The sequence below is a fragment of the Streptococcus cameli genome (genome assembly GCF_053207365.1).
Window position 1 is genome coordinate 60667 of sequence record NZ_JBRUIM010000005.1, and the last position, 12450, is coordinate 73116.

Below are 12450 nucleotides of genomic sequence, written 5' to 3' on the forward strand. Positions count from 1 at the left end.
TGCTTTTTCAATTAAGCTGCTGAAGTTAATTTTGAGTGTAGGAATTTTCCAAGTCTGCGAGCGCCAAGGTTAAAGATCAAAATAAAGATCAATAAGACTGCTGCACTACCTGCTGAGACCTGTGTTGCATCAGGGATGGTTCCTTCACTGTTAACTTTCCAAATATGCACTGCCAATGTTTCAGATTGACGGAAAATTGAAATCGGACTGGTCACACTAAGTGGGTTCCAATTGCTCCAATCAAGAGCTGGTGCTGATTGTCCAGCTGTATAGATGAGAGCGGCAGCTTCACCAAAAATACGACCAGATGCCAATACAATTCCGGTCACAATCCCTGGAAGAGCTTCTGGAATAACAACATGAAGTACCGTTTCCCATCTTGATAAGCCTAGAGCAAGTCCAGCTTCACGCTGTGTATGGTGAACCGTACGAAGACTATCTTCAATCGTCCGTGTCATCTGTGGCAAGTTAAAGACTGTTAAGGCGAGGGCACCTGAAATAATCGAGAATCCATATTCAAATTGCACAACGAAAATCAAGTAACCAAACAAACCAACAACAACAGAGGGTAAGGAAGACAAAATCTCAATACAGGTCCGAATAAAATCAGTTAAACGGCCTTTTTTAGCATATTCAGCCAAGTACACTCCTGCTCCCATTGACAATGGAATCGAAATCATTAAAGTAACAACCAAAAGAAAGAGGGAATTATACAATTGGATTCCAATCCCGCCTCCAGCTTTATAAGAGGAAGAGGCGCCTGTCAAAAACTTCCAACTGATATGCGGAACACCTCTTAAGAGAATAAAAAGAATCAGTGATGCCAAAATCGTTACAATAATAGCAGCAATTGTATAGAGAGTTCCTGTTGCTAATTTATCAACTTTTTTAGCGTTCATAGTTCTTCACCTTTCTCTCTCTGGTAATAAATTTCATCAACATATTAAAGGCCAAACTCATAATTAATAAAACAAGGGCTAACGACCACAATACGTTGTTTTGCACCGTCCCCATAACAGTATTACCAATACCCATTGTCAAGACAGAAGTTAGGGTTGCAGCTGGTGTCGTTAAGGAAGTTGGAACAACTGCTGAGTTACCAACGACCATCTGAATTGCCAAAGCTTCACCAAAAGCACGAGCCATCCCAAAGATAACAGCTGTAAAAATCCCCGGTTTTGCAGCATTCAATATGACACGCCAAATCGTTTGCCAACGGGTTGCTCCCATAGCTAAACTGGCTTCACGATAGTGGCGCGGAACAGCTCTAAGAGCATCTGTGGTCATAAAGGTTACTGTTGGCAAAATCATGACAAACAAGACCGCAACACCAGATAGAATACCAAAACCAGTTCCTCCAAAAATAGAACGGGTAAATGGCACAACAACTTGCAAACCAATGAATCCATAAACTACTGATGGAATACCAACCAAAAGTTCAATCGCAGGTTGCAAGATTTTTGCACCATATTTTGGAGAGACCTCTGTCATAAAGACCGCTGCACCAATGGCAAAGGGAGTCGCAATCAAGGCAGACAAAATGGTAACGATAAAGGAGCCCGAAATCATCGGAAAAGCTCCCAACAATGGTTTACCATCAGCTCCTTTGACACTTGGTTGCCACTCTGTTCCAAATAGGAATTTTACTGGACTAATCTTATCGACAAAGAAGGTCGACAATCCTTTTTGAGCAACGAAGACCAAAATCATCGCTACAATCACGACAATCAATGACAAACAAAGAAAAGTGATGGTCTTACCAAATTTTTCTAAACGAGAATTTTTTGAAGGGGATACCAATTTTTTAGCCAATTCTTGATTTTTCATACTTCTCCTCTTACTTTTTCGTTACAGTTCCATCAGGCGACTTGATAACTTTCATATCATTCATCGAAATATAGCCCATTCCAACAACAATGCCTTCTTGGACTTCATCTGTCATCATATAGTCTAAAAATTCTTTTGTTAAACCTTCTGGATCGCCTTGGGTATACATATGTTCATACGCCCAAAGTGGCCAATAATTAGTAGCAACATTTTCGGTTGTCGGCTCAAAACCATTTAATTTAATCGTTTTAATAGAATCATCTAAATAGGCGAAGGCCAAATAAGAAATCGCACCTGGAGTTTGTGCAACAATGGATTTTACCATACCATTTGAATCTTGTTCTTGACTTTGTTTGGCAGAAACTCCATCCATGATAATGCTGTCAAAAGTCGCACGAGAACCAGAACTTGCAGCACGATTGATAATGGATACTTCTAAATCTTTTCCACCAACTTCTTTCCAGTTGGTAATTTTACCAGAAAAGATGTCTCGCAATTGCTCAGTTGTTAAGTTATCAACAGTTACTTTTTCGTTCACAATGACTGCCATATCCGCAACTGCAACCTGGTGGTCAACCAACTTACTGGCATCAATCCCATCTTTTTCCTCAGCAAATACGTCACTGTTTCCAATATCAACTGCTCCAGACTGAACTTGAGACAAACCTGTACCAGAACCACCACCTTGGACATTCACAGTTTTCCCAAGATTTTCTTTGCCAAATTCATCTGCCGCCGCTTCAACAAGGGGTTGAAGAGCTGTTGAGCCAACTGCTGTAATCGTTTCTCCTCTTTGGATCCAAGATGAGCAGGCCGACAAGCTAACACTTGCAATAACAATCGCTGATAAAATTCCCAGCTTGTGCTTTTTCTTCATTTTTAGTTTCCTTTTGTTTTTTTAAAAGAGAATTTTGCAGTTTTTTACACATTTTTTACAAAAAAACCGCTAGTTCAAATATAACATATAAGATATTAAGTTGCAAACTATTTCTACTATATTACCTTAGTGAAAACGGAGGCCTTTTGGAAAGTTATTTTTTAAGATTCCAGAGGCAATTTTGGCAAAACCCAAGCCATTTCCATTTACCAATATTTGATACCAGCCATTTGGTACAGGTTTTGAAAGAGTAATTGGGTGTCCTGCCGTATAAAGATAGAATTCCGCTTCTGACAAGGAAATAGTGCTGATGACTTCTTCTTTTTTTAAAGCTAAACCAAGAGCAAAGCTAGGCTCAAAGCGTTTTTTCTTAAAGGTTCCTAGGTGCAGACCATTTCGAGCAATTCGAATCGTTGACAAATCTGGCAAACCATTTGGAACAAGGTAGAGTTCTTCTCCAAAAACTTGCAGCAAGCCATCTAACTGGATTGTCAACTGTTCTTTTAAAAACTGTTTCCAAAGTCCTTGTTGTTCTTGGGATAAGTTGGATTTTCCAGATTTGATTTTTTTAGAGCTGGCTTGGCCTAAAAAACGAAATTTCGCTACAAACTGACCTTCTCCCTTAAACAAATGTGGATACATGCGGGCTGTTTCTGGAAAACCAATTCCTTCAACCATACCATTTATTTTCGAAATCGGAATCAGTTCAAGAGGATAGGTTTCCAACAACCATTTGACAATAGCTTCATTTTCTTCAGGCGCCCAAGTACAGGTCGAATAAATCAATTCACCACCTTCTTTAAGCATCTCCATGGCTGACTCCAAGATATCTTTTTGAAGCACGGCACACTCTGTTGGATAGCCTTCACTCCAATATTGTATGGCTGCTGAATCTTTGCGGAACATGCCTTCTCCAGAACAAGGGGCATCTAGTACAATCATATCAAAATAGGCTGGAAAAACCTTAGCTAATCTATCTGCTGACTCATTTGTTACTAGCACATTTCTAGCACCAAACCGCTCAATATTTTCAACCAAAATCTTGGAACGTTTTTTGGAAATTTCATTGCTGACTAAGAGACCTGTATTGTCCAAATAGGATAATAAATGGGTTGATTTTCCTCCTGGCGCAGCTGCTAAATCCAGAACTTTCATTCCTTTTTGTGGTTGTGGCGCTGCTACTTGACCAACTACTTGAGCAGCAGGTTCTTGTGAATAAACCAGTCCAGTGACATGCTCTGGTGATTTTCCAGATACTTTTCCATAGTAGGACCAGTTCATGTTGGGAATCTTATCAGGTTTTTCTTGCTGGTATTCTTTTAGTGGATTCAATCGATAAGCAGCTATCGGCTCATTTTCAAAGCTCGCAAAAAAGGCCGGCGCCTGGGCACCGAGCAATTGAGTGTATTTATCGATAAACGCTTGTGGTAGTTGGCTCATTTTAAATAACCTTTTATTTCCTTTTCCATAGCTTTAGGCAGTAAGATGACCATTTCACGATTGCGATAGGTTAGCTTTTCCCCGTCAAGACAAAGTAATGTGTAGCCCAAGGATTTACCTAAAATAGAGGCTGCTGCGTAATCCCACGGGTATAAATTAGAAGCTACCAATAGGAGCTGATTTTTTAGTACCTTTGAAAAACTAATTCCAGCACTGCCTGTCGATCTTGTTCCTAGGGTCTGCTTAGCAAGATCAGCAAGTCCGTGGCAGTTCTCTTGGTAAAGTCCTGCATTGATCCCAACTAACGATTCTTTTAAGGAGCGTTTTTTGAAGGGCAATAAAAGCTTGCCGTTTAATTCAACGGGAAAGTCTCCACCACCACAAATGAGTTCGTCTTTCATCACATCATAAATGAGACCAAATTGACCGATACCATTTTCATAATAAGCGACTAAAACGGCGAAATCCTCTCTTTGGGCAATAAAATTAGTCGTACCGTCAATTGGATCGATGACCCAGACATTTCCACTGTGAATATCCGTCTGTGAAGTCGTTTCCTCTCCAAGGATCATATCGTTTGGATAAGATTCCAAAATCTTCTGAGTCAAATCCGCCTCAACTTGCTGGTCCAAATGCGTGACCAAATCTGTAAAATGTGATTTTTCGTGAATTGTCAATGAAACATGGAGATTTTCTCGCAAGAACTCTCCCGCTTCCTTAACAATTTGTTGAGCAAAAAGGTACTTAGTTTCCAAGACGAACAGCTCCTTTTCCTTTTTCACGAGCAGCTTTAACAGCCTGATAGGTTGAATAGCCAGATACAGCTTCAAATTCCTTATCAATTTGCTTTTCTTGCCCTTTACCGGGAACAACTGACTTGAATTGTTTGTATCGATCTAGAAGCATTTCAGCAGAAACACCTCCTTCGTACGCTTTTTCCACTAAATTTAAAAAAGAAAGCACGGAGGAAAGCTCCTCTGTGCTCCACGAAAAATCAAGTGGATATGAATACTGTTTGTCCATATCGTTTATCCTATCTCCGCTCTTAATGTTGCATTTTTTAATTCTTGTTTCCGGTAGTCACGAGGTAAAAATGCACGAATTTCATCTTCATTAAAACCTATCTGCATACGCTTTTCATCTAAAATAATCGGTCTGCGAAGTAAACTTGGATAGGTTTCAATCAAACCAATTAATTCTGAAATAGACAATTCATCTACATCAACATTTAGCTTTTGGAAAATTTTTGAGCGTGTCGAAATCAAATCATCTGTTCCGTTTTCTGTCAGCGCTAAAATACTCTTAAGCTCAGAAGCAGTCAATGGGCTCGTCATGATATTGTGTTCCGTAAAAGGTACTTCGTGATTGGTCAGCCAAGCCCGTGCTTTTCGACAACTCGTACAACTTGGTGATAAAAACAGAGTAATCATACCAATACCTTTCTATAAATTTTTACTTTTTTAAACATCTGTCTACTATCATTATACAATAGTCTAGCATGCTTGACAAGAAGAAATCAAATAAAGCCTGTTTAAAGTGGTTTTAGCAATCAAAATGGGCAGAAAAATGAACTAGTTAGCAAGAAACTTTCTGACTTGAGATATAAAGTAAAGCGAGCCTGTGACAACATATAAGGAGTTATCATCCACTGTCGCAAATCTTTCAATCCACTCTTGCCAATTTGTTATTTGGGCATAAGCAGCTGGATAGTCCTCTAACTGAAGACTCGTTGGATAATCAAAACTGGTAACCGTCAAGCTGGTAAATTCATCTAATAGTGTCAACATTTCATCGACAGGTTTGGTATTGATGGCTGCAAACAAGATATGAATCTCTTTGCCTGTATAATCTGCTTTCAAAACATCCACCAGCATCTGAACACTTTCTTGGTTGTGAGCTCCATCAATCATTAGATTAGGCCGGAGAAATTCCGTACGTCCTACCCATTGGCTATCTGCTAGTGCCTGACGAATGGCTGTATCTGAAAGCTGAGGATAGTCTTTTTTTAGTAATTCAGTCGCCATTAAGGCCAGACTAGCATTGTTTTTCTGGTGCTTACCTGGCATGGTCAATCGTAAATTTGAGCGTTTTTCTTGACCAAACGAAAAATCAAAAGAATCTCCCTTATCTTGGTACTTAAAGTCCTTGCCCAACTCGTAGGTCGGTGCGTGATAGAGCGCTGCAGTTTCCTGAAAGACGTTTCGAACTTCTTCTCTTTCCACTGCATAAATAAAAGGAGCTGCATTTTTCAACACACCTGCTTTTTGGCGAGCGATAGCTTCATAGGTCTGACCAAGAATGTCCTGATGGTCCAAGCCAATAGACGGACAGATGACGGCAATCGGTGAAAAGACATTGGTCGAGTCGTATAATCCACCAAGCCCCGCTTCTACAAAGACGATGTCCACTGGCCTAACGTCACCAAAATAAAGAAACATAAGGGCTGTAATAATTTCAAATTCCGTAGCTGGTGTCCAACTGGTTTCCTTTGGCAAACGTTCTACAATCGGCTCAATCTTCTCTACTAGGGAAACAAAGGTCTCTTTATCAATCATTTGCCCATTGAGACTGATTCGTTCCCTGAAGTCAACAATAAATGGGGAAACAAAGGTCCCCACATCATATCCAGAACCGGTAAAGATTTTTTGAAGATAGTTAACAGTTGAACCTTTTCCATTGGTTCCAACGACATGGACCCCTCGAATCTTTTCTTGGGGATTCCCCAATTCTTGTAAAAGCCATGAAATTCGTTCTAGACCAGGCTTGCTTCCAAATTTTAACTTGCCATGAATCCAATCTAAACTTTCTTGGTAATTCATTGTATCATCACTTTCTTCTTTTTTAACAGTATACCATAAGTTGCTTGATCAACTAAAAAGAAGCGGAAAACTTCCAGCTTCTTATCCTTCTGTCCATTTCAATGAAATCGATTCATCTGATTTCATCTGTTGCATGAGGCTGTCAATTCCATCAAACTTGACCATGTCTCGAATTTTATCAAGCCAATAAATGGTCATTTTCTGGCCATAAATTTCCTTTTCAAATCCAAAGATGTGGGCTTCTAGACGCAATTCGGTCCCATCAAATGTCACATTTTTTCCGACGCTGGCCATGGCACGATAGCGTTCCCCTTCGACCTCGACATCTGCTACGTATACCCCGTCACTTGGCAAATGAACCCGCTCTACTGGGGCAAGATTTGCCGTTGGATAACCAATTGTTCGACCACGCGCATCTCCATGCACAACAATCCCCTCTGTACTAAAAGTATAGCCCAACAACTGATTAGCTGTCGCTACATCTCCTCTTGCAATGGCTTTGCGAATCCGCGTCGAAGAGACTTTTTCATCATGAAGACGAACTTCTTCAATCACTTCTACTGGCCCAGGGAAAAGCCGTTTCAAATCAGACACATCTGCTCTGCTATTGCCAAAATGGTAATCAAATCCCGTTACAAGGATTTTTGCCTGTAAGCCTGCAATGTAGCGATCCACAAATTCTTGGGGACTTTGTTTGGCAAAAGAACTCGTAAAATCAGTCAGATAAAGGGTGTCAACGCCATACCTTTCCATCAAAGAAAAGCGTTTTTCAGGAGTTGACAGATGAAGCAACAATTCTGGTGTAAAACGGGCAAAAGCTAATTTGGGGGATTCTGGAAAGGTCAAGACCGATACGGTGAGGCCATGCTCATCGGCTAGTTTCCGTGCTTTATCAAACAAGGCCTTGTGCCCCAGGTGAATGCCGTCAAAATAGCCCAGCACCAGGACGGTTTCTTTTTTCGTTTTTAATGCGTTTAAATCGTTTATTTCTACAATGTCCATAATAGTTTATTTTATCACAAAAAGAGAGAAAAGCCTTACAAAAAGACTTTTCTAGGTTTGTATTGGTTATCCCTTTTCTCCAGGATGGCAACTAGTTTTCCTTGGTGAAAACCAGCCAGCAAATCAGCAGATGTCGCTGCTTCAATAAAGCGTCCGTAGCCAACTTCAGTCAATTGCTCATCAGTCAATTCCAGAATTGGCAAATCACCAATCCCCTGCTCAATCGGTCTAAGAAAAGAATAATCTTTTTCTTCTACTTTTGTGGCAATGTCAGATAAAGTGAGGGCGTCTTCCAACTGCATACCGGCTGATACGGTTCGCTCCAAACGAGACATGTGGCTTTCAATACCCAGTTTTGCCCCCAAATCAACCGCCAAGGTCCGGACATAGGTCCCCTTGCTGCACCTGACCCGAAAATCAAATCTCACCAGGCCGTCTTCAAACCGTAAGGAACTAGTCCGGACAAATTCATGAATGGTTACCTGTCTAATCGGACGATCAACCGTCTCGCCCGCACGGGCATATTCATATAGTTTTCGCCCATTAACTTTGACCGCAGAATACATGGGAGGGATTTGGGAGATTTCCCCCTCAAAGGACGCCATCATCTGATCAATCATCTCTTCTGATAAACCTTCTGGTAAGACAGTGCGTTCTACCACTTCTCCTGAAGCGTCCTCCGTCGTGGTTGAAAAACCAAGGGTCACTTCTCCCTCGTAGACCTTACCTTCTTCTTGCATGAATTCGATCATGCGGGTCGCTTTCCCAACCGCAATCGGTAAGACACCTGTCACGTCGGGATCCAGCGTACCACCATGACCAATCTTTTTTTCTTGTAAAATCTTACGGAGTTTAAAGACCGCATCATGACTAGTCATACCAGCTTCTTTTTTTAGATTAATAATTCCTGTTAGCATAGTGGTATTATATCATAAGCAAGGAAAAAGTAGAATGGAAATCGATCCATTCTACTCCTCTTTCAATTTTGCAAACTTTTCTTTCATGGTTGGGTTGTTTCGCGTTAGCTTTTTAACAGAGACGTCATCGAGTTTGTTATTGGCGAGGCGGAGCTGGTTTTCTGAGGTGGTGAGTGCTGCTTTGACGGCTTCCATGCGTTTGATGGCCTTGTCAATCTCATCGATGGCTTTTTGGAAATTGGTGCTGGCGGATTGGTAATTTTTAGCAAAGGCTGTTTTGAAGGTTTCCAAATCTTCTTCAAAATGTGTAATGTCAATGTTTTGAGCCTTAACCAGAGCTAGCTCCTGCTTGTAGGACAAGCTATTTAGCGCAGCATTTCGCAAAAGACCAATCAACTGGATAAAGAACTGTGGGCGGACCACATACATCTTAGGGTATTCATGGCTGACATCGACAATCCCCGTATTGTAATAGTCGTTGTCTGCTTCGAGCATGGTCACCAAAACGGCGTACTCACAGTTTTTCTCCCTCCGATCCTTGTCTAATTCCTTAAAGAAATCCGCATTCTTGTGCTTGGTCTTGGTCGTGTCCGCTTCATTTTTCATCTCAAACATGATGGAGATGAATTCGACCCCATTTTCATCGGCTTCTCGGAAAATAAAATCACCCTTAGATCCGGTGCTGGATACGAGATTGTCCTTGCCAAATGAGGCACGTGGAAAGGCATAAGAGCGAACCTTGTTGAACTCCGTTTCGGCATAGGCCTCTAAACTTTCTCCGATGGCCTTAGTTGATTGCTGGGCCTTGAAATTCTTATAGAACTCAACCTGATCATTGGCAGCCTTTAATTGCAGCTCGTAATCATTTTTAACAGCAGAAAGGGCTAATTCCCTCTCTTTTTCTTGGAGGAGAAGCTGGTTTTTAACGGTATCGCGTTCTTTTTCGACGGCTGTTAAACTCTGCTGCAATTCATTTTGGTGTTGCAAACGCAAGCGTTCTAACTGACTTTGCAACTCTTGCAATTCCTTGTCCTTTTCGACTAACTGACTCGACATGGATTGTTCAGTCGATTTTTTTACCAGTTCCTTCTGGGCTTCAAATTGGTCTATTTGAGATTGCAGAGTTTGCAATTCCAGATTTTTTTGCTCGAGGGCCTGTTGTTGTTTATTTTTTTCTCTTTCTTCTACCAGTGCAACTTCTTTTGCCAAGCGATCATGGATTTCCTTTTCAAACTCACTGGTTCGAACCTGGCTGAGCAATTCACTGTATTCTGTTTCGTTAACCTGAAAAACGGTATCGCAATGTGGGCATTTAATATGGTGCATAGCAGACCCCTTCTAAATCTTGTATTTTAATTATTATACCACAAAGATGGCAGGCTCTATTTTTATGGACACAATAGCAAAATCATTAGATTTTAAGTTGAAATTTCTTGTGTTCTGAACTGCTTGTGGAAGCGATTTATGATATACTATTTTTAGAAAAAATGGAGGTAACTATGATTAAATTACTGGCCCTCGATATGGACGGGACTTTACTAAATGACCAGAAAAAACTCACTCAAGCACAGATTGATGCCATTCATAAGGCGGTTGATGCTGGTGTAAAATTGGTTCTATGCACGGGGCGTATTTTAAACGGGGTCAAACCTTATTTTAAACAATTAGGCCTAGACGCTGAAAATGAGTACGTGATCGTCAACAATGGCTGTTCGACTCATCAAACCTCCGATTGGAAACTAATTGATTGGGAAGAGTTGAATCCAAAAGATATTACTTATCTGGCAAGTTTCTTAACGGACAACGATATCCAATTGACACTTTTTGATGAGGAAGACTACTATGTCCTTGATGAAGAAGCCAATCAATACGTCCGTGAAGACACCGAAATTGTCTTTGTCGAGCCAAAAACCTTGCCTTATGAAACAGCCATCAGTGGCGATCGCCACCTTTTTCAAGCCATGTTTGTAGGGCCAAAAGACCAAGTCGATGCTTTCCAACTAGAACACGATGTGGCCTTTAATCAAAAATACAACGGTGTCCGTTCCCAAGACATTATTTACGAAATTTTGCCAAAACATGCCAGCAAGGCTTCTGCTCTTGAAAAATTAGCCAAGCATTTGGGCATTTTGCCAAAGGAAATCATGGCAATTGGAGACGCCAACAACGATATTGAAATGCTGGAGTTTGCCGGTCTTTCTATTGCTATGGGAAATGCTGCGCCCCACATCAAGGATTTGGCTGATGACATCACAGCATCAAACAACGAAGACGGCGTTGCCAAAGCCATTGAAAAATGGATTTTACAATCGTAAAAATTTTATAAAAAGGAGAAACCATGAAATACCCTAGCTTATTGGACCGCTTCTTGGTCTATGTGAAAGAAAACACCCGCTCAGATGAAACTTCTACAACGACTCCAAGTACGCAAAGCCAAGTAGAATTTTCACAAAACATTCTGATTCCTGAAATGAAACGGATTGGTTTGCAAGATGTTCATTACTTGCCAAACGGTTTTGCCATCGGTACGCTTCCAGCTAACGATCCAACTTTAAACCGTAAAATTGGTTTTATCTCCCACGTTGATACTGCCGATTTTAATGCAGAAGGCGTCTCTCCGCAAATCATTGAAAACTATGACGGATCTGCCATTGCCCTTGGGACCTCTGGCTACACACTCGATCCAAAAGATTTCCCTCAATTGGGCAACTACCATGGGCAAACCCTCATTACAACCGATGGGACAACACTTCTTGGAGCCGATGACAAGTCTGGTATCGCAGAAATTATGACAGCCATCGAGTATTTAGTGCAACATCCTGAAATCAAGCATTGTGAGATCCGTGTTGGTTTTGGTCCCGATGAAGAAATCGGAGTTGGAGCCGACAAATTCGACGTGGAAGACTTTGATGTTGATTTTGCCTACACGGTTGATGGTGGCCCTCTTGGTGAATTACAATACGAAACCTTTAGTGCAGCGGCTGCTAAAATTGATTTCCTAGGACGAAATGTTCACCCTGGCTCTGCCAAAAATCAGATGATCAACGCCCTGCAACTAGCTATTGATTTCCATAATAGCCTTCCAGAAAACGATCGTCCTGAAAAAACAGACGGCTACCAAGGCTTCTACCACTTGATGGATATTAGCGGTCAAGTTGAAGAGGCTTCTGCTTCTTATATCGTCCGTGATTTTGAAGAAGAAGATTTCAAAGCTCGCAAACAATATCTTGTAGACTTGGCTGAGAAGATGAATGCTGCATTTGATAGCCCACGTGTTATTGTTCACCTACACGACCAATATTACAATATGAAAAAAGTCATCGAAAAAGACATGACACCAATCAACATTGCTAAAAAAGCCATGGAAACATTAAACATCAAGCCAATCATTGAACCGGTTCGTGGTGGTACAGATGGGTCTAAAATTTCCTTTATGGGGATTCCAACACCAAACCTTTTTGCTGGTGGGGAAAACATGCATGGCCGATTTGAATTTGTCAGCCTGCAAACCATGGAAAAAGCGGTTGATGTGATTCTAGGAATTGTTTCAAGCCGTGATTAAAAACTC

Annotated in this window: 13 protein-coding genes; 2 read left to right on the forward strand and 11 right to left on the reverse strand. The window is 41.0% G+C overall.

Features of this window, described 5'->3' with window-relative positions; translation table 11 throughout:
* Window positions 1-11: 11 nt before the first annotated feature.
* The 11 genes from pstA to ACVR1I_RS09150 form a co-directional block, all read right to left on the reverse strand.
* Window positions 12-899, reverse strand: a complete 888-nt coding sequence (gene pstA / locus ACVR1I_RS09100) for a phosphate ABC transporter permease PstA (RefSeq protein ID WP_447443710.1) — start codon at window positions 897-899, stop codon at window positions 12-14.
* Complete coding sequence (pstC, locus tag ACVR1I_RS09105; protein WP_447443711.1) at window positions 889-1827, reverse strand: phosphate ABC transporter permease subunit PstC; 939 nt, start codon at window positions 1825-1827, stop codon at window positions 889-891. The genes pstA and pstC overlap by 11 nt, the downstream gene beginning before the upstream one ends.
* A gap of 10 nt (window positions 1828-1837) precedes the next feature.
* Window positions 1838-2704, reverse strand: coding sequence for a phosphate ABC transporter substrate-binding protein PstS family protein (locus ACVR1I_RS09110; protein WP_447443712.1), 867 nt, complete (start codon window positions 2702-2704; stop codon window positions 1838-1840).
* A 126-nt stretch (window positions 2705-2830) separates the two neighbouring features.
* Window positions 2831-4144 carry an RsmF rRNA methyltransferase first C-terminal domain-containing protein gene (locus tag ACVR1I_RS09115; protein ID WP_447443713.1) on the reverse strand — a complete coding sequence of 438 codons (1314 nt, stop codon included), beginning with the start codon at window positions 4142-4144 and terminating at the stop codon, window positions 2831-2833.
* Entirely contained in the window at window positions 4141-4899 is a 759-nt protein-coding gene (locus ACVR1I_RS09120; RefSeq protein WP_447443714.1) for an inositol monophosphatase family protein, read from the reverse strand. Before ACVR1I_RS09120 ends, ACVR1I_RS09115 begins: the two co-directional genes overlap by 4 nt.
* Window positions 4889-5167, reverse strand: coding sequence for a UPF0223 family protein (locus ACVR1I_RS09125; RefSeq protein ID WP_447443715.1), 279 nt, complete (start codon window positions 5165-5167; stop codon window positions 4889-4891). Before ACVR1I_RS09125 ends, ACVR1I_RS09120 begins: the two co-directional genes overlap by 11 nt.
* A gap of 5 nt (window positions 5168-5172) precedes the next feature.
* Complete coding sequence (locus ACVR1I_RS09130; protein ID WP_447443716.1) at window positions 5173-5574, reverse strand: Spx/MgsR family RNA polymerase-binding regulatory protein; 402 nt, start codon at window positions 5572-5574, stop codon at window positions 5173-5175.
* A gap of 141 nt (window positions 5575-5715) precedes the next feature.
* On the reverse strand, window positions 5716-6963 hold the full coding sequence (locus ACVR1I_RS09135; protein WP_447443717.1) for a bifunctional folylpolyglutamate synthase/dihydrofolate synthase: 1248 nt from the start codon (window positions 6961-6963) through the stop codon (window positions 5716-5718).
* Window positions 6964-7044: 81 nt separating this feature from the next.
* Window positions 7045-7965 carry a bifunctional riboflavin kinase/FAD synthetase gene (locus tag ACVR1I_RS09140; protein ID WP_447443718.1) on the reverse strand — a complete coding sequence of 307 codons (921 nt, stop codon included), beginning with the start codon at window positions 7963-7965 and terminating at the stop codon, window positions 7045-7047.
* 35 nt (window positions 7966-8000) lie between these two features.
* Complete coding sequence (truB, locus tag ACVR1I_RS09145; RefSeq protein ID WP_447443719.1) at window positions 8001-8882, reverse strand: tRNA pseudouridine(55) synthase TruB; 882 nt, start codon at window positions 8880-8882, stop codon at window positions 8001-8003.
* Window positions 8883-8933: 51 nt separating this feature from the next.
* Window positions 8934-10208, reverse strand: a complete 1275-nt coding sequence (locus tag ACVR1I_RS09150) for a DUF2130 domain-containing protein (protein ID WP_447443720.1) — start codon at window positions 10206-10208, stop codon at window positions 8934-8936.
* A gap of 173 nt (window positions 10209-10381) precedes the next feature.
* Between ACVR1I_RS09150 and ACVR1I_RS09155 the strand changes: the two genes are divergently transcribed.
* Together ACVR1I_RS09155 and pepT are read left to right on the forward strand one after the other, a co-directional pair.
* Window positions 10382-11197: a Cof-type HAD-IIB family hydrolase gene (locus ACVR1I_RS09155; RefSeq protein ID WP_447443721.1), complete on the forward strand. Its 816-nt coding sequence runs from the start codon at window positions 10382-10384 to the stop codon at window positions 11195-11197.
* 23 nt (window positions 11198-11220) lie between these two features.
* On the forward strand, window positions 11221-12444 hold the full coding sequence (gene pepT / locus ACVR1I_RS09160) for a peptidase T (RefSeq protein ID WP_447443722.1): 1224 nt from the start codon (window positions 11221-11223) through the stop codon (window positions 12442-12444).
* Window positions 12445-12450: the final 6 nt, after the last annotated feature.

Coding starts and splice junctions, on each gene's coding strand:
- ACVR1I_RS09135 (WP_447443717.1), bottom strand. CDS start 6,963: ATGAATTACCAAGAAAGTTTAGATTGGATTCATGGCAAGTTAAAATTT.
- ACVR1I_RS09115 (WP_447443713.1), bottom strand. CDS start 4,144: ATGAGCCAACTACCACAAGCGTTTATCGATAAATACACTCAATTGCTC.
- ACVR1I_RS09130 (WP_447443716.1), bottom strand. CDS start 5,574: ATGATTACTCTGTTTTTATCACCAAGTTGTACGAGTTGTCGAAAAGCA.
- pstA (WP_447443710.1), bottom strand. CDS start 899: ATGAACGCTAAAAAAGTTGATAAATTAGCAACAGGAACTCTCTATACA.
- ACVR1I_RS09110 (WP_447443712.1), bottom strand. CDS start 2,704: ATGAAGAAAAAGCACAAGCTGGGAATTTTATCAGCGATTGTTATTGCA.
- ACVR1I_RS09155 (WP_447443721.1), top strand. CDS start 10,382: ATGATTAAATTACTGGCCCTCGATATGGACGGGACTTTACTAAATGAC.
- ACVR1I_RS09140 (WP_447443718.1), bottom strand. CDS start 7,965: ATGGACATTGTAGAAATAAACGATTTAAACGCATTAAAAACGAAAAAA.
- ACVR1I_RS09125 (WP_447443715.1), bottom strand. CDS start 5,167: ATGGACAAACAGTATTCATATCCACTTGATTTTTCGTGGAGCACAGAG.
- pepT (WP_447443722.1), top strand. CDS start 11,221: ATGAAATACCCTAGCTTATTGGACCGCTTCTTGGTCTATGTGAAAGAA.
- ACVR1I_RS09150 (WP_447443720.1), bottom strand. CDS start 10,208: ATGCACCATATTAAATGCCCACATTGCGATACCGTTTTTCAGGTTAAC.
- truB (WP_447443719.1), bottom strand. CDS start 8,882: ATGCTAACAGGAATTATTAATCTAAAAAAAGAAGCTGGTATGACTAGT.
- pstC (WP_447443711.1), bottom strand. CDS start 1,827: ATGAAAAATCAAGAATTGGCTAAAAAATTGGTATCCCCTTCAAAAAAT.